The sequence below is a fragment of the Arthrobacter sp. B2a2-09 genome (assembly GCF_027587375.1).
Lineage (GTDB): Bacteria > Actinomycetota > Actinomycetes > Actinomycetales > Micrococcaceae > Arthrobacter.
This window is the reverse complement of sequence record NZ_JAMXIC010000001.1, coordinates 390761-408817: the sequence shown is the minus strand read 5'-3', so window position 1 is coordinate 408817 and position 18057 is coordinate 390761. Positions and strand designations below refer to the sequence as shown.

At 61.3% G+C, this 18057-nt stretch carries 19 protein-coding genes; 12 read left to right on the top strand and 7 right to left on the bottom strand.

What is annotated here, in order from left to right; translation table 11 throughout:
- Window positions 1-106: 106 nt before the first annotated feature.
- Window positions 107-1933: an HNH endonuclease signature motif containing protein gene (locus tag NFJ07_RS01930; RefSeq protein ID WP_269992080.1), complete on the top strand. Its 1827-nt coding sequence runs from the start codon at window positions 107-109 to the stop codon at window positions 1931-1933.
- A gap of 263 nt (window positions 1934-2196) precedes the next feature.
- Window positions 2197-2532, top strand: a complete 336-nt coding sequence (locus NFJ07_RS01925; RefSeq protein WP_269992078.1) for a hypothetical protein — start codon at window positions 2197-2199, stop codon at window positions 2530-2532.
- Here NFJ07_RS01925 and NFJ07_RS01920 read toward each other — a convergent pair.
- The 3 genes from NFJ07_RS01920 to NFJ07_RS01910 form a co-directional block, all read right to left on the bottom strand.
- Window positions 2522-3010, bottom strand: a complete 489-nt coding sequence (locus tag NFJ07_RS01920) for a hypothetical protein (protein WP_269992077.1) — start codon at window positions 3008-3010, stop codon at window positions 2522-2524. The genes NFJ07_RS01925 and NFJ07_RS01920 overlap by 11 nt on opposite strands.
- Window positions 3010-3537 (bottom strand): hypothetical protein, encoded by a 528-nt coding sequence (locus NFJ07_RS01915; RefSeq protein ID WP_269992076.1) that lies wholly within the window; start codon window positions 3535-3537, stop codon window positions 3010-3012. The genes NFJ07_RS01920 and NFJ07_RS01915 overlap by 1 nt, the downstream gene beginning before the upstream one ends.
- A gap of 62 nt (window positions 3538-3599) precedes the next feature.
- Window positions 3600-4265 carry a hypothetical protein gene (locus NFJ07_RS01910; protein ID WP_269992075.1) on the bottom strand — a complete coding sequence of 222 codons (666 nt, stop codon included), beginning with the start codon at window positions 4263-4265 and terminating at the stop codon, window positions 3600-3602.
- A gap of 349 nt (window positions 4266-4614) precedes the next feature.
- On the opposite strand from NFJ07_RS01910, the gene NFJ07_RS01905 reads away from it, so the two are divergent.
- The 8 genes from NFJ07_RS01905 (at window position 4615) to NFJ07_RS01870 (ending at window position 11958) form a co-directional block, all read left to right on the top strand.
- Window positions 4615-4989 carry a hypothetical protein gene (locus NFJ07_RS01905; protein ID WP_269992074.1) on the top strand — a complete coding sequence of 125 codons (375 nt, stop codon included), beginning with the start codon at window positions 4615-4617 and terminating at the stop codon, window positions 4987-4989.
- A gap of 188 nt (window positions 4990-5177) precedes the next feature.
- Window positions 5178-5909, top strand: a complete 732-nt coding sequence (locus NFJ07_RS01900) for a hypothetical protein (protein ID WP_269992073.1) — start codon at window positions 5178-5180, stop codon at window positions 5907-5909.
- A gap of 41 nt (window positions 5910-5950) precedes the next feature.
- A complete protein-coding gene (locus tag NFJ07_RS01895) occupies window positions 5951-6931 on the top strand; it encodes a hypothetical protein (RefSeq protein WP_269992072.1) in 981 nt (326 codons plus the stop codon).
- Entirely contained in the window at window positions 6909-7163 is a 255-nt protein-coding gene (locus tag NFJ07_RS01890) for a hypothetical protein (RefSeq protein WP_269992071.1), read from the top strand. The genes NFJ07_RS01895 and NFJ07_RS01890 overlap by 23 nt, the downstream gene beginning before the upstream one ends.
- Before the next feature lie 489 nt (window positions 7164-7652).
- The gene (locus NFJ07_RS01885; protein WP_269992149.1) at window positions 7653-8156 is read left to right on the top strand and encodes a helix-hairpin-helix domain-containing protein; all 504 of its coding nucleotides are present in this window, start codon (window positions 7653-7655) and stop codon (window positions 8154-8156) included.
- 16 nt (window positions 8157-8172) lie between these two features.
- Complete coding sequence (locus tag NFJ07_RS01880) at window positions 8173-9864, top strand: ComEC/Rec2 family competence protein (protein WP_269992069.1); 1692 nt, start codon at window positions 8173-8175, stop codon at window positions 9862-9864.
- Between the two features lie 55 nt (window positions 9865-9919).
- Complete coding sequence (gene holA, locus NFJ07_RS01875; RefSeq protein ID WP_269992068.1) at window positions 9920-10936, top strand: DNA polymerase III subunit delta; 1017 nt, start codon at window positions 9920-9922, stop codon at window positions 10934-10936.
- A 458-nt stretch (window positions 10937-11394) separates the two neighbouring features.
- Window positions 11395-11958, top strand: a complete 564-nt coding sequence (locus NFJ07_RS01870) for a hypothetical protein (protein WP_269992067.1) — start codon at window positions 11395-11397, stop codon at window positions 11956-11958.
- A gap of 181 nt (window positions 11959-12139) precedes the next feature.
- Here NFJ07_RS01870 and rpsT read toward each other — a convergent pair whose 3' ends face one another.
- Together rpsT and NFJ07_RS01860 are read right to left on the bottom strand one after the other, a co-directional pair.
- Window positions 12140-12400 (bottom strand): 30S ribosomal protein S20, encoded by a 261-nt coding sequence (gene rpsT / locus NFJ07_RS01865; RefSeq protein ID WP_269992066.1) that lies wholly within the window; start codon window positions 12398-12400, stop codon window positions 12140-12142.
- 170 nt (window positions 12401-12570) lie between these two features.
- Complete coding sequence (locus NFJ07_RS01860; RefSeq protein WP_269992065.1) at window positions 12571-13140, bottom strand: type II toxin-antitoxin system PemK/MazF family toxin; 570 nt, start codon at window positions 13138-13140, stop codon at window positions 12571-12573.
- Between the two features lie 217 nt (window positions 13141-13357).
- On the opposite strand from NFJ07_RS01860, the gene lepA reads away from it, so the two are divergent.
- Together lepA and hemW are read left to right on the top strand one after the other, a co-directional pair.
- Window positions 13358-15211, top strand: a complete 1854-nt coding sequence (gene lepA, locus NFJ07_RS01855; protein WP_269992064.1) for a translation elongation factor 4 — start codon at window positions 13358-13360, stop codon at window positions 15209-15211.
- A 78-nt stretch (window positions 15212-15289) separates the two neighbouring features.
- Window positions 15290-16519: a radical SAM family heme chaperone HemW gene (gene hemW / locus NFJ07_RS01850; protein WP_269992062.1), complete on the top strand. Its 1230-nt coding sequence runs from the start codon at window positions 15290-15292 to the stop codon at window positions 16517-16519.
- A 40-nt stretch (window positions 16520-16559) separates the two neighbouring features.
- Here hemW and NFJ07_RS01845 read toward each other — a convergent pair whose 3' ends face one another.
- Window positions 16560-16973, bottom strand: a complete 414-nt coding sequence (locus tag NFJ07_RS01845; RefSeq protein ID WP_269992061.1) for a DUF4870 domain-containing protein — start codon at window positions 16971-16973, stop codon at window positions 16560-16562.
- Between the two features lie 102 nt (window positions 16974-17075).
- Entirely contained in the window at window positions 17076-17933 is an 858-nt protein-coding gene (locus tag NFJ07_RS01840; RefSeq protein WP_269992060.1) for a DUF3097 family protein, read from the bottom strand.
- Window positions 17934-18057: the final 124 nt, after the last annotated feature.

Here is an 18057-nt window from a genome sequence, read left to right as displayed (position 1 = left end):
GAGTCAGGCGAACACCGCGATGCGGGGCCACGCGTATCCGCAGGCGAGCTGAGGTCCTTGCGGGCGACGGCCCTATTTTGTCGCACCCTCCTGGCAGAGTGTTTCTATGGAAGCGATCGGATACTTCGACACCCGGCAGGGCCGTATTGGCCCTGGCCGGTTCGTGGTATCCCGTAAGGCCCGGGCGCCGCGGTTTGTCGGGGTTCCGGGCCGTCTGGCGGTGGTTGCTTCGCGAGTTGATCACCGTGCTCCGAGGCGGGGTTGGGGTAGTTCGCTGGCGGAGGTGCGGTGTTTTGCGGAAACAGCAGTCGACGACGTCGGGCGGCTGGGTTTCCAGGAGGTCGTGGCGTTCGCGTCCGGGGTGGAGGAGCTCTCGAGGGCGGTGGAATACCTCCAGCTGGTCGCCGCTTCGGGGCTGGACCGGGTTCGCGGCGAGGAAGGCGGGAAACCGGCCGCGTCGGCGGGCTGGACGACGGGCTGGGCCGCTGCTGCGGATACCGGTTCCGGCATGGGCTGGACATCCGACACCACGGCAGGCCACACGGACGCGCAGGCTGGGGCCTCCGGCCCGGTGCAGGACGCCGGCGTGTCCGGCGGCGGGACCGTCAACGGTGAGGCGGGTGCGGCTTCTTCCGTGCGGGGAACGGGGAGTGCCCGTGGCGGGGAGTTCAGGTCAACGGCCGAGCATCTGCGTTCGTTGCTGCGGATCAGTGCCGCCGAGGCCAGGCGCCGGCTCGTCCTGGCCCGGGAACTGCTGCCGGGCCGCGGCCTCACCGGACAAGCGATCCCTCCCCGGTACGAGGAAACCGGCGCGGCGCTGGCGTCCGGGGTGATCGGGTCCCGCCCGGCCGGGATCATCACGATGGCCTTGGAGAAGGTCCGTCCGCTGTGCAGCCCGGAGAAGGCGGTGGAGATGGAACACGCCCTGGCCCGCACCGCGGAGGAAAGTGATCAGGATTTCCTGGCCAGGGTTGCCCGGCGCTGGGTCGACGCGATCGACCAGGACGGCCCGGAACCCTCCGAAGAATCCCTCCGCTACCATCAGGGCGCGTTCCTACGCCGTCCCAGGCACGGCCTGGCGCATCTGGAGATCTTCGCCACCACCGAGCAGTACGAACACCTGCTCACCGTCATGAACACCGCCACCAACCCCCGAACCCGCACACCCCAGGGCACCGGCGCCGGCGGGGACGGAAACGAAAGCCCTGCGGATCAGGCCGGTGGAAACAATCCGGACCGTGGAGACAATCCGGACGATGGAAACGAGCCGGACGGGGGAAACGAGCTGCTGGACCGGAGGTCGAGGCCGCAGAAGCTCCTGGACGGTTTGATCGGCGCCTGCAAGCTCGCCCTCGCCACCGGGTCCCTGCCCGCCACCGGCGGCCACCGCCCGCAGATCATGGCCACCATCGACCACCGCGAACTCTTCACCCAATACAGCCGGCATTCCCAGTCCGGGCAACCTTCACAGTCCGGCCGGGCCGCCCTCTTCGGCCAACCTCGGCCAGGCCTGGGCACCGGGTCCTTCACGTTCACCGGGCCCGTCCCGGCCGCCACCTTGCGCAAACTCGCCTGCGACGCGGACATTATCCCCGTGGTCCTGGGCGGCGAGGGCCAGGTCCTGGACATCGGCCGGGCTTCAAGGGTCTTCCCGGCCCACCTCCGCAAGGCCATCACGGCGAGGGACAAAGGCTGCGCTTTCCCCGGGTGCACCATGCCGGCCCCGTGGTGCGAGGCCCACCACATCGAGTACTGGTCCCGGGGTGGACCGACCAGCACCGTTAACGGGACGTTGCTCTGTAGCCATCACCATCACCTGATCCACAAGGAAGACTGTCAGATCCAGGTCCGCAACGGGATCCCCTGGTTCATCCCGCCACCCCACACCGACCCGCACCAAAAACCCCGAAGAAACCACTACTTCCAGATATGAGTCCTGAGTGGGTCGTGTTCTGCGGCCACTGATCCTCCACAGGCACTCTGCGGCGGGCCTGTCCACATAGCGCCGCTCCAGGCTGCTGCTGTGGGTTCGGACGTTCTAGTCTCGTGGATATGCCACGTAGGAACCGAGCCTCACCCGCGGATGATGCTGCGAGTGCCGCCCGGCTCCGATTCGTTGCTCGTCTTGCGCCACCGTTGGACCACGACGCCGACGCTCAGCCTGGCCACGTCAACAAAACGGAGTCTCTGCTTCCATTGCAGGCCTTGATCGGTTGCGGCTGGACCGGGAAGCTTGAGGACTGGTTAGCTCACCTCCCCGCCAAGCCCATTGAAACAGATAGCGTTGAGGCGTTCGTGACTAAATGGTTTGTCGGGGGAGACGACCAAGACGTTGAGATGAAGCGCGACCTTGAAGCCCTAATAGCAACAGCCGAACGGCAATCAATAATCGACAGCTACGAATATCTACTTGAGCAAGCTAGTGCAACGGACGCTCTAGGCCAGCTGACCGCACCGTGGCTCATCGATAAGATACGCAACGACATACAGGCGCTCAAACGAGCCCTGAGAGAAGGCACGGCTACCAAGTAGTCTTGACCCATTTCAAGTTCGAGATCGCGCCGCCGCCTCGTCGCAGGAAGCCATCAATGCTGCGGTTCCAAAAATGGCCGGAATTGTCTCGGAACCAAACGAATGGATAACCGTTTTCGCGGAGGACATCTTCACTGGCTTCCGTTGTAAAGATGACCTCTTCACCGGGTATTACGACTTCCTCGCTTCCGAGCACACGGCCCCTTTTGGGGCCATGATTGTAGTAGTAGGTGACGCCGTAGATTGGCTCGTCGCTCATGTTCTTGATGATGTATTCAGCGTTGGGAACCGTCCCAGGGGGCTCGTAAACAGAGACTTTGACAGGTTTCACGTAGTACGCCACTTTGCGGGCCTGGGAGAAACGCCGAACCGCTGCATCTCTACGGATGACGTAGAAGGTGGCGAAGAACGCAGACCCGGTAATTACAGCTGAAGCCCACTGGCCAACCGTGCCCCAGATCGAAGGGTTGAAGTCCATCAGGCGTCAGCCTCCGTGAGCTCTTCGACGCCCAAATCGTGCGGGATCAGTCGCTCCAGAGTCGTGTATTTCTCAATGAAGGTTCTGTAGGCACCACCGTAGGCGGCGTCGCGAGCATTGGCATCTGAGTTTGGCTCAGTAGCCTGCGCGATTGCGGTGATCCCGTTCATCACGTCTATGGCGGCATCGTAGATGTGCCTGGGAGCAAGGATGAGAAGTTCATCGCTGTTGAGGACTACAAGCTCTTTTATCTGCACTATTTTGTTGACGTCGTTCGTGTGGATGATGGCAAGGGCTTTTTGGGCGCTGGACGACTGAGCGAGAAATTCGGCGTAGCATTTGACCTTGCGATCCCTGAGCCACTGCATGTGCCCCTGATTTCGGTCGAGCTCGGCCTGGACCTTCACCGCCTCGATAGTTGTCTTGGTGTTCTTGCGATTGAACCACCCGGCGATGCCTGCACCACCAAAGCCGGCCAGGACCGCCGCGGCGCCAGTGGCGATTGTGCGTATTGTTTCCCCATCCATGGGGACAGTGTGTCAGAAAGCTTCCGAGATCCCTTTCAGACCTGCCGAGCATGATTTTCCGGCTACTTCCAGGCACCCTGCCGAATTCCGTGGACCAACACAGCGATCGTCATAACGATGCTGAAGGCAGTGAGTGGCACTCCAAGCCACGCCACGGCCGCAAGTTCCTGGGGAACGCCACTTAGAAGGATGCCCAGGCCGATAATGGGTAACCCGAACGCGTCGATTTGCGCACTCTTTTCTTCACTGATGTCGATCCGCGTGTGCAGCATACGCCTAGTCTCATCGATGTCGGCTGAAAGCTGGGCGAGTATTTGGTCGTGAACATTCAGTCGGCCACCCAGTTCAGACTTCATGTCCGTCAATTCTGCCTTGAGTCCTTCGATGCGGCCGCGGAGTATTTCGATCCGGTGGTCTAGCGGCGAGTCCGGCCCCCACATCAGCTCAGCAGTGAGGCTGTCTCTACCGGTAAGGTGAGATTCCATGGTCACTGTGGCATTGTGGGCTGGCTGCGGCACACGTCGGAGGAATACCTTCTGAATCCACAGCCAAAGACCGCGCACAAGCCGTCGTGTGCCGTCCGGTGACGTCAGAATGGCTCCCGCCAGGGCGACACCAATACCAGTCCACTTGATCAGTTCTTCTAACAGGAGAGCATCCATACCGGCATTCTGCCAGAAGCCGCTGGCAATGCTTTGCAATCTATTCGGCCGTTCGTCAAACGGCATTTTTCACAGGCATTAGGGCTGCTGTGGGAACCCGGTCAGAAAGACTCTGTTATGACACATATTCCGCTTTCGTGGAGAATTTTAGCGTGACGTCGCACATTATATGGTGGGCGACGTAAAATGCGACCCATAGAAAGGGCCTGTGGATAAAGAGGTTTACAAATGTATACCCATCATTCATGGTGCGTGCATGGTCCGTGAAAACCGCACTTTCAAACAAATATCAGTTCATACGCTGCTGTCGGGTAAGGTACTTCCCGATCAAAATCTGTCGTTAAATGCCTGGCTGACAGTCAGGGTGGTGAGGTCCAAGAATCCCTTGCCCGATAGCAGCGTATGAACCCGTCTGATGAGTGCTCCAGCTCTGACCGGGGCAAGTTACACCGTCACCATCAAGGACGCCGACGGCTTCACCATCTACTCGAAGGCGAGCCTCACGCCCAACGCGCTCACGAGCGCGGTCTACATCACTCTGTCCATAGTTTTGGGCGAGTTTGCCGCCTTGCGAGCTATCATGCGGGGTTCTGGCAATGAGATAGAACTAGAATTCGCATTTGCAGCCATCGCTGGTTGTTTGCTGTTGATAACGATCGAAATGATGAGTCCACTTGTACACAAGCTGTCCCGGCGGGCGGGAGATCGACTGCTTCTGTCCTTAGCTAGCCTGTGGGTGGCCCTTGGAATATACGCAATATTGATCAGTAGTGGAGTGTTGCCGCTGTAGGTGGCTACCAAGCTTCGCGGGCAACACGTCGGTAGTCTCCGTCAATTCGAAGACGCCGGCCTTGGGCCAGGCGGTAGCCGCGGGTTCCATCCCGGTCGCAAGGGTGGCCGCGCAAGTCACCACTTTTACGCCTCCCACCAGGGGACATGTTGCGAGGAAGTGTAGGAATGCTCTAGTAGGCTCATCTCGTGCATGAACTGGAAAACTGGGTAAATACCAACTCTGCCTGGATTGGCATCGTAACCGGCGTTGTCGGCATACCTCTGGCGTTTCTAGTCCCATGGTGGATGCGCGCCACGATCAAGCCGGTATGGCAATTGCGTAGTCAAACACCCCTCCTCATGGCTGGAAGTAACGCGCCGTTCGTAAGGGTTACGAATCGTCAGGGTTTGGAAACCCGGTGGCCGTTCCTCAGTGTGATCCGGTTTGGTAATCGCGGGAAAGGCGAGCTCAAGGCTGAAGCCTACGACGGTCCGGTGAGGGTCACGTTCGAAGGTAGGATTGTCGGCGTTGCAATCTATGATCCGTTGGAAATCCGGACGGAAACAGAGTATGAATTCGACGCCAATGTACTTACGTTCAAACCATTTCTTTTAAGACGAGATGAATGGTTTGAAATGCAAGTACTCACAGACGGCAAGCCTGCGATGCCAGAACTCAAGGTGCGCGTTTCGGGACACAAGGCAGACGTTGTGGAGGTTTTCAAGCAGCGCTATGAGTTATGGCGTTTTGTCCAATTCTTTGGCATAATTATGGCTTTTTCTTCTTTCATCATCGGTAGAATGTCTGGCTCAGAGGGCGCCGTTTTCGTAGGCGACAGCGGATTCTGGATTTTCATGGGGCTTTGCATATTTGCGGGTTTTCGCAAAATGAAGGCTCCCCGGTGGCGGAATGAACCCAAAGTCAAGTACTGGAAGTAAAGGTATTGCGACCTCTCCATCGTTGCCGCATTATGTGAGCAATGGCAACCACTCTACAAGCTGATTCATTCGCACCGGCCAATATCAAAGAGCAGGCTGCTTTGGATGCGGATGTAGCGGCAGGGGCCACAACTCTCATCCTCAAAGACAACCAGGGCCTCACAGTCGGCGACATTCTCTACATTGGAGCCCTCGCCCAGGAGCCTTGCGGGAAGGCAGTCATCCAGTCACTCGCCGGAACTACCGGCGTCACGCTGGGGGCCGGTCTGGGCTTCGCCCACAAGCGATTTGAGCCGGTTACAGCCGTTCTAGGCGATCAAGTGCATTTCTATCGGGCTTCCAACGTCGACGGTACTGTGCCGGCTGACAGCGCGTTTGCAGTCATCCTCTCGCCGGCTGATATCGATCCAGACCAGACGTCGACGTACCGCGTCGACTCCACGGGTGGCAGCGGCTATTGGTACAAAGTGCTCAACTATAACTCCAGTGCTGCGGCCGATGTCACGAATCTGGCTGATGTGGATGCTTTCCGGGGTTCAGACTTCCCGCACTATGCCTCGCTATCTGAGATCAGGAGTCGTGCTGGATTCGCAAAGAACGTGAATCTCAGCGACGGGCGGATTGATCTGCAACGCAGAGCGGCAGAGTCGGAGATCCACGGCGCCCTGGTATCTCGGTACACGGTGCCATTCGCCAAGCCCATTCCCGGGCTTATTCATCACATCACCGTCGACCTCGCCGCCGGGCTATTGCTCATCGACCAGTACGGGACGCTCAACGATCGTTGCAGCAAGGGTGGCGCTGCCCGGGTGAAGGACAGGGCGCAAGTGACGCAGCTACAGGCGTGCGCCACGAGCGTAGTGGACGTGACGGGGACGGCGCTGGCTGAATCAACGCCTTCCGCTTTCAGCAACCTCTACGATCTGACGACCCACAGCGGCATTCTGACGGCGACAGTGAGCGGATCTTCCGCATGGGTGACTTCGGGAACCGGTTCTGATGGGGCTGAATCTCAGGATTGAAGTCACAGGCGACAAGGAAACGGTCGCTCGCCTTGCGAAGATCGGGGAGAGCCTGGACCGGATGCCTGAAGCAATGCAGGAGACCGGCCAATATCTGCGGGATTTCTTTGCTGGTGAAGTCTTCGCTTCCCAGGGTGGCGCGATCGGCATGCCCTGGCCCCGGTTGAGCCTAGGTACAGAAGCCGAGAAGGCTAAAAGGCATGCGGGCCGGCTAGGCAAGTTCGCCCACTGATCCTCCACAGGCACTCTGCGGCGGGCCTGTCCACATAGCGCCGCTCCGGGCTGCTGCTGCGGGTTCGGACGTTCTAGTCTCGTGGATATGCCACGTAGGAACCGAGCCTCACCCGCGGACGATGCCGCGAGTGCTGCCCGGCTCCGATTCATTGTTCGTCTTGCACCACCTTTGGACCACGAGGCTGCCGCACAGCCGAGCCACGACAACAAACCGGAACCATTACTTCCATTGCACAACTTGATGACATCCGGCTCGGGCATGTCCGATCCGGGGGAGCAGTCAGGCTCCAAAGACCTGTCCGAAGAGGCCGGATCTCCATCGCGGCTTCGGTGGCGTACGCCATGGCGCGTAGCCGTGTTGTTGGCTTTGCCTTGTTTGTTGCTGGTGTTGTGGTTCTTCTGGCAGTCCTGGTCCGGGCAGCCGACGATTGAGCCCCTCGTCCGAAGTTCACATGCGGGAGAAACGCCAGGAGGAGGCACGGGAAGTATAAAAGGCGGTGCCAACGAGGCTCCGGAACCGCACGATCGAGCCCAGTTACTTACAGTCCACGTTGCGGGTGCGGTGAAGAATCCCGGGATTGTCAGGGTGCCCTCCGGTGCGCGGGTATTTGATGCGATCTCCGCTGCTGGTGGTGCGGATGCCGCAGCCCAGCTGGACAGTCTCAATCTTGCCGCCTTGGTGGAGGACTCCGCGAAGATCCACGTTCCGCGGACGGGAGAGGTGGCTCAGTCACAGATTGTTGGGCCCGTTGGCGGTGCTCCAACAGCCGGTAGCACAGGAGCCTTGACCTCTGCCGGTGGCAAAATCAATCTCAACACCGCAACCGCTGAGGAACTCGACACCTTGCCGAAGGTCGGTCCCGTCCTGGCCAAGCGCATCGTCGAATGGCGGCAGCAACACGGCCCGTTCGCTTCCGTGGAGGACCTCGATGCAGTGGATGGGGTCGGCCCGAAGATGATGGAAACCCTTCTGCCATTGGTGACGGTTTAGGGTGCGTGGAGTCAAGGTGAGCCCGGGCCGCGTAGATCTTCGGCTGGCCCCGTCTGCGATTGTCGCCTGGGCTGTTTCCCTTGCGGCCGCCTATCTACCTTCGCTGTGGACCGCAGTTTTGTGCGTGGCTTTGGCGGTCGCCGCCTGTCTTCTTCTCACCGGTCGGGCCGTCGCCCGGAAGCGCCCGAGGACGCTTCCCGCCACGTTGGCCGTTGCATGCTTGTTTGGCGCGGCTGTGGCTGCCCATGCTGCAATGGATGCCGGACCGCGGCAAGACAGCCCGGTTGCCGAGGCTGCGACGTCGCGGGACTCCGTTGTCATCCACGTGCGGGTTGTGGGAGATCCGCTCGAACTGGGCACCGACTCACGAGGAGCGGGACGGTGGGCCGTTCCTGCCGAAGTAATTGACATTGCGGCCGACGGAAAGTTGATCACTTCCCATGCAAGGGTCTTGCTCACGGGCGGAGAGGGTTGGGACCGGGTTGTGCCGGGCCAAAAGGTGAGAACCGCCGGAAAGCTGAAGCCGGCGAAAGCAGGGCAGGTGGAGGCGGGCGTCCTCGCGGCCGCTACACCGCCCATGCAGCCGGATGTTCGACGCACTCAAGACTCGCAACCTAGGCCGGAAGCACCTGGCAACATCCCTCAAGGAGGTCCGGCGCAACTGAAAAGACAATTCAACACTGCCGCCGAATGGTTGCCGGGCGACGCCGCCGGACTCCTACCTGGAATGGTCACCGGCGATACCACCGGCTTGGACGAAAGCCTGGAAGCGGCGATGAAAACCACCGGCACCACCCACCTCACGGCCGTGAGTGGCGCAAATTGCAGCCTGATTCTTGGCGGTCTGGTGCTCTTGGCCAGGAGCCTGCGGCTTGCCAGGGGAGTCGCGGCAATAGTGGCCCTTGTTGGCTTGGCGGCCTTTGTCATGATGGTGGGACCAGACGCGAGCGTCCTGAGGGCTGCAGTCATGGGTGCTATCGGTCTCACTGCACTTAGTGGTGGTCGGCAGGGCCGGAGCCTGGGCTTTCTGTGCCTTGCCGTGACTGGCTTGCTCATTTTGGATCCGTCACTTGGTACGAGCATCGGATTTCTCTTGTCTGTCCTCTCCACCCTGGGAATTGTCCTGTTGGCACGTCCCATCGCGTCCTGGGCTCCAGCGTGGGTGCCTTCCTGGCTGGCCTCCGCCGTTGCCGTCCCCTTGGCCGCGCAGCTTCTGTGCGGCCCGGTCATTGTGGCCTTGCAACCGCAGTTCTCCAGCTATGCACTGCTGACCAATATCGCAGTTGCTCCGTTTGTCGCGCCCGTGACGATCCTGGGGACCATCGCGGTTCCTCTCGTTCCGTTGCTTCCCTGGCTTGCGATTGTTCCCGTAGCCATTGCCGGGACGAGCGCGGGAGCAGTGGCTGCCATAGCCAGGTTTTTCTCAGCACTTCCAGGAGCGGCCCTGCCGTGGCCGGAAGGTCCCGCGGGAATCGCCACCATGATGCTGTGGTCTGTTGTGACCATCCTGCTGGTGTGGCTTGTCCTGCATCCAGCGTGGGTAGGCTCCGCGGTACTGTCGTTACACCGCCGCTTGGTGTTCCTGATCGCCGCTGCGGAGGCAGATGTCTGCCGCCGTTGGATCAAGGACCATTCCGCGGGCGGGCGGGCGCGCGGGCGCGCGGACACCGGGCAACGGGGCTGCGGCATTGACGATCACCACGCGTAACGCCGGACGTGGGAGACTGGGATTGAAGCAAAAATCCTTCTGGAAGGAAGCAACATTGGCTGCTGCCCAGGTCTCCAAGGCTAAAACCTCCGCGGCAAACACCGCCAGCTGGCGGGACGTTACCCCGTCCGCGGTAGTGCTTATCACCGGTCCTGAGGAGTACCTCGGAATCCGTGCCATGGATCGGATCCGCACGCAGGTGCGGGCCGCGGCACCGGAAGTGGAAATCAGCAAGCTCAATGCCGGAAGCTACGAGACCGGGTCCCTCGCAATGGCGGTCACGCCGTCGCTCTTCGATGAGGCCAAACTCATCGAGATCGAGGGCCTCGAATCGATGACCGATGCCTTCCTCGCCGATGCCTTGAAATACATAGCCCAACCGGAGAACGACGTCGTGTTGGTCCTTCGCCACGGCGGCGGGGTGCGGGGAAAGAAGCTTCTGGACGCCATCAAGTCCTCCGGATGGCCGGTGGTGGACTGCCAGCCCTTGAAGAAGGACGCCGAGAAAACAGCATTCGTCGTCTCGGAATTCAAGGCAGGCGGCCGACGCATCGAAGCGGAAGCTGTCCAAGCCCTCGTGAATGCGGTCGGCGCCAGCCTCTCCGAGCTCGCTGCGGCTTGCAACCAGCTCATCGCGGACGCCACTACCGCGGTCGACGCCGCCACCGTGGAGCGGTACTACGGCGGCCGCGTGGAAGCCACGGCATTCAAGGTTGCGGACGCGGCCATGGCCGGCAACGGGCCGCAGGCCCTGTCCAGCCTCCGGCATGCCATTGCCACCGGGGTTGACCCGGTGCCGCTGGTAGCCGCCCTTGCCGCGAAGCTACGCACCCTTGCCAAGGTAGCTGGAGCCCAGGGATCGTCAGCCCAGATCGCCAAGCAGCTTGGCATGCAGCCATGGCTCGTGGAACAGGCGCAGCGAGACGTCCGGCGTTGGACTCCTGAAGGCCTGATCCGTTCCATCCAGGTCACGGCTGAAGCGGATGCCCAGGTAAAGGGCCTCTCACGGGATCCCGTGTACGCGGTAGAGCACGCCGTAACCGTCATTTCCAACTCGGCCCGGGGCCGCTAAGCTCGCCCATGATACCCAAGTCGTCGGGCGCTACGCGAAATTCTTGGGGACGCCCGAATACACGGGTCGCTGGTCCATTTACGCGTCGTGAGCCGGACCCCGAAGTCCTAAATACCCTGATGCCGGAACCCGGCGCGTCGCCCGCATAACACTCATAGGCGGCCGGGCTACGCACTCAATTCCGCGGCAATCACTACTCAATTTCGGGGCAATCACCACTCAAATTCAGGCCAACGGCCGCCGCGGCAGTCTTTTTGACCGTAGATTTCCCTGTGGGGGAGTCCTTCCTCCGGATGCCGCGCCCGACGTGTTTGCCCTTTGAGATGCCGGACGTGTGACTGTGCTTTGGGGACAAGGCGGGCTCTGGGACCGACCAAGTCATCTTGGCCCCAGACGCCTTCTACATCCTGGCGGCCCTTGCCGAGTGGGCCGAACACGCACTACTTGAAAGGTAAGTAATGACCTCCGCGAGTCCAAAGACGTCCGATCAGCCCACACCGCAGAGCCTGAAGAAGATCAACCCTGCCTGGATCATCTTCCTCCTGCTCGCCTACACTGCTGCTGCCCAATTCGCGGTGCGATCGGGCATTGACCGACTCGTCACAGAAAATGCCGAACACAACCAGTTTTCGAGCCAAGAAGTGCTCCTCACTTTCCTTCGCGTAGGCGTCATTGTCTGGAGTATTCTGGCATCGTTTCTGCAAGCCCTCGTACTGAGGCTTATGTACAAATGCATCGTCAAAGGACTTGGCCCCACCCTTGGAGCAAGCTGGTTTTGGGTTCTTCTAGGTCAAATCCCATTCATGGCCACAGTCCTGATCATGGGACTGTTTCTCCAGCCCGAAGCGATCGGTCTGCTCGGTCAAGCCTGGGTGCGTATCCTATTCGGCACCATCGCAGCGGCCATCTACGTTGCAGCTGCCAAGAGAATATTTGGTGCGCCGAACGGGCGCCTTGCGATTCTCTTTGTCATCATCGCCATCATAAACTCAGTCCTGCTCGTCTCAGGTAACTCCGCGTGACCCTAAGCTCACGCGCGGCACCCAGACTGTTGGGCGACACGCACAATTCCGGGCGACGCCGGAATTCCGTTGTCGCTGGTCCATTTGCGCGTCGTGAGTCGGGCGCACGAATCTTAAATACCTGAGGCCGGCACCCAATGGGTGCCGGCCTCACGTTCAGCTCAGTCGAACTGGAAAAACCTTAGAGTGCGTTGACCTTTTTGGAGATCGCCGACTTGCGGTTTGCAGCGTTGTTCTTGTGAATAACGCCCTTGCTGACAGCCTTATCCAGCTTCCGGCCGGCAGCAACAAGAGCCTTTGCAGCGGCATCCTTGTCCGTGGACTCAACGGCGGTGTTGACGGCGCGGATGGCCGTCTTCAGCTCAGACTTGACAGCGTTGTTACGCAGGCGAGCCTTCTCGTTGGTGAGGATGCGCTTCTTCTGGGACTTGATATTAGCCACGTGTGTGAACTCTCTTTTTAATGCGGAAATGGTCTAGAGGGTTTTCAGGTTGGCCATCGACTGAGCGGCGTGGGGATGCCTATGGCAGCCAACCATGAGTGGCCGTCGACCTGCACGGACACACAGCCATAAATATTATCAGACTCGGCGCTTTTCCGGGGATTTGCCGTCTATGCCGTGTCGTGTTGCCCGTTGAGCCGACGCGCCACCAGTTGGAAAGTGCGCTTGTCCAGGACGGCACCCTCGCGCCTGACGTCAGCCGGGTTAACGCGTACCACCCGGTCCACCTTGACCTCGCTGGGCCGGCCTTGGGGGTCCCAGGCGCCAGTGCCGATGTCGACGTAGTCGTCTGAACGGCGGCCGTTGTCGTGATCCTTGCTGGTCAGCATCAGTCCCAGCAGCCATCCGCCGTCGTGCCCTATCAAAAGGACCGGCCGATCCTTGCCCTGGGAATAGTCCTCTTCGTAGGGAACCCAGGACCACACGATCTCTCCGGGGTCCGGTTTGCCGTCGGGATTGGGGGAGTACCTCGGAGACACGGCGCCCCGGAAGTCGCCCGGATACGGGCGGGAGAGCTGCCCGACGCCGGTACTTGCGTTCCGGGTCCGGCTCGCCTTCGCCGCGGCCCCGCCTTTCGGGGGCTGGCGAGGGGGTGTGCCGGCCGGGGCTCCGATGATCCGTCGAAGGTAGCCCAGGGAGCCTTTGAGGAGTCTGCCAAGCAAGTGTGTGTCCGATGCCATGGAACCACCGTACTTTCCCTTGCCGCGCCGCGTCACACAAAACGCGTCGCACACCAGTCGCTCACATACGTCGCTCACATTGCAACGGCGCCTGATCACAGTGCACAACCGGCGTCATGTTCATGGGAGACTATTAGTTCAGATATGCGGCATCGGCCGGAATGGTCCAGACCAGTCCGGAGTCCGGCCGTGTGAGTATCGACAGTAAGGACCCTGCGTGTCTCCCATGGCCCGCACCGCACCGGTGCCCGCCGCGACAGATCCGGCCATCATCCGGAACTTCTGCATCATCGCCCACATCGACCACGGTAAATCCACCTTGGCCGACCGCATGTTGCAGTACACCGGCGTCGTTAAGTCCCGCGACATGAAGGCCCAGTATCTGGACCGCATGGATATCGAACGCGAACGTGGCATCACTATCAAGTCCCAGGCTGTCCGCATGCCCTGGGAACTTGACGGCACCAGCTACGCCCTGAACATGATCGATACCCCTGGCCACGTTGACTTCACCTATGAGGTTTCCCGTTCCCTTGCGGCCTGTGAAGGTGCAGTCCTCTTGGTGGACGCCGCGCAAGGCATCGAGGCCCAGACCCTGGCCAACCTCTACCTGGCGATGGAAAACAACCTCAGCATCATTCCGGTGCTCAACAAGATCGACCTCCCGGCCGCCCAGCCCGAAAAGTACGCGGCGGAACTTGCCAACCTGATCGGCGGCGATCCCGAGGACGTGCTGCGCGTATCCGGCAAGACCGGTGTTGGCGTCGAGGCCCTCCTGGACAAGATCGTCCGCGATCTTCCAGCTCCTGTCGGCGACCCCAACGCACCGGCCCGCGCCATGATCTTCGACTCCGTGTATGACACATATCGCGGCGTGGTCACCTACGTCCGCGTCGTGGACGGCATGCTGCACCCGCGCGAACGGATCCAGATGATGTCCACCCGCGCCACCCACGAGCTCCTGGAAATCGGTGTCAGCTCTCCGGAACCCACTCCCTCCAAGGGGCTGGGCGTCGGCGAAGTAGGCTACTTGATTACCGGCGTGAAGGACGTCCGCCAGTCCAAGGTCGGCGACACCGTGACCAACCTGGCCAAGCCCGCTGCGGAATCCCTCGCCGGTTACGCCGATGCCAAGCCCATGGTCTTCTCCGGCTTGTATCCCTTGGACGGCACTGACTATCCCGTGCTCCGGGATGCCCTCGAGAAGCTGATGCTCAACGACGCAGCGCTCGTTTACGAACCGGAGACGTCTGCCGCCCTGGGCTTCGGTTTCCGCGTGGGCTTCCTGGGCCTGCTGCACTTGGAAATCACGCGTGAGCGCCTTGAGCGCGAGTACAACCTCGACCTGATCTCCACCGCTCCCAACGTGGAGTACGAGGTCACGCTGGAGGACAAGCGGGTCATCCATGTCACCAACCCCAGCGAATACCCCACTGGCAAGATCTCTGAGGTCCGCGAACCGATGGTGTCGGCCACCATTCTGGCGCCCAATGAGTTTGTGGGCGCAATCATGGAGCTGTGCCAGAGCCGCCGCGGCATCATGGGCGGCATGGACTACCTCTCCGAAGACCGGGTGGAAATCCGGTATCGCCTGCCGCTGGCCGAGATCGTTTTCGACTTCTTCGACATCCTCAAGTCCAAGACCCGCGGCTACGGTTCGCTGGACTGGAAGGCCGACGGCGAGCAAGTTGCCGACCTGGTCAAGGTGGACATCATGCTCCAAGGTGAGCAGGTTGACGCATTCAGCGCCATCACCCACCGTGACAAGGCCTACGCCTACGGCGTCATGATGACAGGCAAGCTGCGCGAGCTCATTCCCCGCCAGCAGTTCGAGGTGCCTATCCAGGCCGCCATCGGCTCGCGAATCATTGCCCGTGAGAGCATCCGCGCCATCCGCAAGGACGTCCTTGCCAAGTGCTACGGCGGTGACATCACCCGTAAGCGCAAACTTCTGGAAAAGCAGAAGGAAGGCAAGAAGCGCATGAAGATGGTGGGCCGCGTGGAAGTTCCACAGGAAGCGTTCATCGCAGCCCTCACCACCGACGAATCCAAGGACAAGGCCAAGAAGTAATGCGGCTGTTCGCCCGGAACACTGCGGGACAGGCGCGCGCTGTAGCCGCGCCCACAGGACGGGCTCGAGAGGAATTCCGTGCCTAGCGTTCTTCCGCTCGGGGATCCGGCACCTGCGGACGGCATCCTGCCGCCGCAGGTGCTTGACGGCGTCGATTCACGCAAATTTGGACTGTATGTCCACATACCTTTCTGTGCCGTGCGTTGCGGATACTGCGATTTCAACACCTACACCGCCACCGAGCTTGGCGGCGGTGCCTCCCAGGACGCCTACGCGTCTACTGCCATTTCGGAAGTGGAGTTCGCCGTCCGGGCGATGGAGGCCTCCGGGCTGCCGCAGCGGCCCCTGAGCACGGTGTTCTTCGGCGGCGGCACACCGACGCTGCTGCCCGCTGAAGATCTCGCACGCATCCTGACGGCCGCCGTCGGGCATTGGGGTCTGGAACCGGGAGCCGAAGTCACCACTGAAGCGAACCCGGACTCGGTGACGCCGGAGTCGCTCCAACTGCTCGCCGACGCCGGCTTTACGCGGATTTCCTTTGGCATGCAGTCGGCGGTCCCGCACGTGCTCAAAGTCCTGGACCGTACGCATACTCCCAGCCGGGTCCCCTTGGTGGTCCAGTGGGCGCGCGACGCCGGCCTTGCCGTGAGCCTCGACCTCATCTACGGCACTCCCGGTGAGTCGATGGCCGATTGGCAGACTTCCTTGGAGACTGCCTTGTCCTATGGTCCGGACCACATCAGCGCCTATGCACTGATCGTGGAAGAAGGCACCAAGCTCGCGGCACAGATCCGGCGCGGAGAAGTTCCCGGAATCGACGACGACGATCACGCCGCCAAGTACGAACTCGCCGATCAGCTGATCAGCGCCGCCGGGCTGGACTGGTACGAGGTCAGCAATTGGTCCCGCACACCCGAGCAGGCGTGCAAACACAACCTTGCCTACTGGCGGGGAGATGATTGGTGGGGCATCGGACCCGGCGCGCATTCCCATATGGGCGGCGTCCGCTGGTGGAACGTCAAGCACCCCACCGCCTATGCCAACCGGCTCGGTAGCGGGGTGTCACCCGCCGCTGGACGCGAAACGCTCGACGCCGGAACCCGGGAAGTGGAACGCATCATGCTGGAGGCGCGCCTCGGCACCGGGCTTCAGGTAGATGCCCTCGACAAGGTGGGCCGCCACGCTGTCGCAGGCCTCATTGCCGACGGCCTGGTTGAGCCTGGAGCGGCCTTCCAAGGACGGTTGGTCCTGACGCTCAAGGGCCGGCTACTCGCAGATGCCGTGGTCCGCCGAATCCTTCCGGACTAGCGTCCGCGCGGGAACCGGCATAGGCGCCCGCGAAGACCGGCTACTTAATCCAGCGCAGGTTGAAGCGGTAGCGGTGCGGCTGTCCGTGGTTGACGCGGATTCCGGCTGACACCGAGAAGCAGGTCACCGCGACCCAGATCGCGGTGGCCAGAACCGCGAACAGGTTTCCCACCACCGGGAGCAAGACGAGGATGTTGGCGAGCACTGCGGCAATCGTCGGCGGCAAAGTGAAGTTCAGGGCTTCCTTGGATTCCTGTGCCGTGAACGGGCCACGTTCGCGGAAGATCAGGTAGATCAGGAGCGAAGGCACGCAGCCAAGGATCCCGCCGAAGTGCGCCAGCGTTGCCCACTGCCGGTCTTCCGAGGCGGTCAAAGGCAGCGCATTGGCAGGAACGCCGTGGTACTGGGACTGGCCCGAGGCGCCGTCCCGATCGTCAGGAGCGTTGTCTGCCACAGTTTCTTCCTTCGAGTATCTATCGGTGCAGTGTTGCTGTCCCAGAATACTTGCTCGGCGCGCGATCAGCCGACCAACTACCGTTCCCGAAGCAGGTAATCATCAGGGAACGGTCAGGAAATCAATCACTTCTTCCACTCGACCCAGCAAAGAGGCCTCCAAATCGGCGTAGCTGTGGACGGCGCCAAGAAGCTTCTGCCAGCCCAGTCCCACGTCTTCGGCCGTCTCATGGGGCCAGCCGAACGACCTCAGGATGCCGGTCTTCCAATCCGTGCCGCGCGCGATGGTTGGCCATTGCTCTATCCCCAACACCTTGGGGCGGATTGCCTGCCAGACGTCCACATAGGGGTGTCCTACGATCAGGACATTTCCCGCGGCGCCCGGCAGCGTCATGGCGTCGGCAGCAATCCGCGACTCTTTCGAATCCCGCACCAAGTGGTCCACCAGGATCCCGAGCCGGCGGCCGGGGCCGGGGGAGAATTCGGCAATGGCCGCCTTGAGATCGTCCACGCCGTGCAAGGGCTCGACGACGATGCCCTCCACCCGGAGATCATCTCCCCATACCTTTTCCACAAGTTCGGCGTCGTGCTTGCCTTCCACCCAGATCCGGCTTGCCTTGGCCACTTGGGTTCGCTGGCCGGCCACACGGACGGATCCTGACGCCGTCCTGGCTGGCTGCGCCGCGCCCTTGGCAGCGGCCGGGCGTGGGGCCGGCGGCAGGAGCTTCACTGCTTGTCCTTCCAGCAGGAAACCGAAGCCGAGCCGGAACGATTTGCTCTTTCCCCGCCGATCCTCAAGCACCACAATGTGCATGCCTCCGGATTTTTCCACCCTGGTCACGGCCCCGACCCAACCGGACTGCACGTCCTCGAGAACCATCCCGCGTTCAACGGGCACCTCAGGCAGCTGCCGTTTGGCGGGCGAGGAGAGGTCTTGCGGGCCCCAATTGTCGTAAGACACGGTCTTCACACCACTTTGCGCTAGGGGATCGGTCACGGTCCTTGGCATTCCGCAGGACCGCGCGGGAATCATGTTCGCCGCGAGCGGTACCAATGCTAACAACGAGGTGGCTCATACTAGACTT

Coding starts and splice junctions, on each gene's coding strand:
- NFJ07_RS01910 (WP_269992075.1), bottom strand. CDS start 4,265: ATGCCGTTTGACGAACGGCCGAATAGATTGCAAAGCATTGCCAGCGGC.
- NFJ07_RS01870 (WP_269992067.1), top strand. CDS start 11,395: ATGACCTCCGCGAGTCCAAAGACGTCCGATCAGCCCACACCGCAGAGC.
- NFJ07_RS01920 (WP_269992077.1), bottom strand. CDS start 3,010: ATGGACTTCAACCCTTCGATCTGGGGCACGGTTGGCCAGTGGGCTTCA.
- NFJ07_RS01930 (WP_269992080.1), top strand. CDS start 107: ATGGAAGCGATCGGATACTTCGACACCCGGCAGGGCCGTATTGGCCCT.
- NFJ07_RS01905 (WP_269992074.1), top strand. CDS start 4,615: ATGAGTGCTCCAGCTCTGACCGGGGCAAGTTACACCGTCACCATCAAG.
- NFJ07_RS01890 (WP_269992071.1), top strand. CDS start 6,909: ATGGGGCTGAATCTCAGGATTGAAGTCACAGGCGACAAGGAAACGGTC.
- NFJ07_RS01860 (WP_269992065.1), bottom strand. CDS start 13,140: ATGGCATCGGACACACACTTGCTTGGCAGACTCCTCAAAGGCTCCCTG.
- NFJ07_RS01915 (WP_269992076.1), bottom strand. CDS start 3,537: ATGGATGGGGAAACAATACGCACAATCGCCACTGGCGCCGCGGCGGTC.
- NFJ07_RS01895 (WP_269992072.1), top strand. CDS start 5,951: ATGGCAACCACTCTACAAGCTGATTCATTCGCACCGGCCAATATCAAA.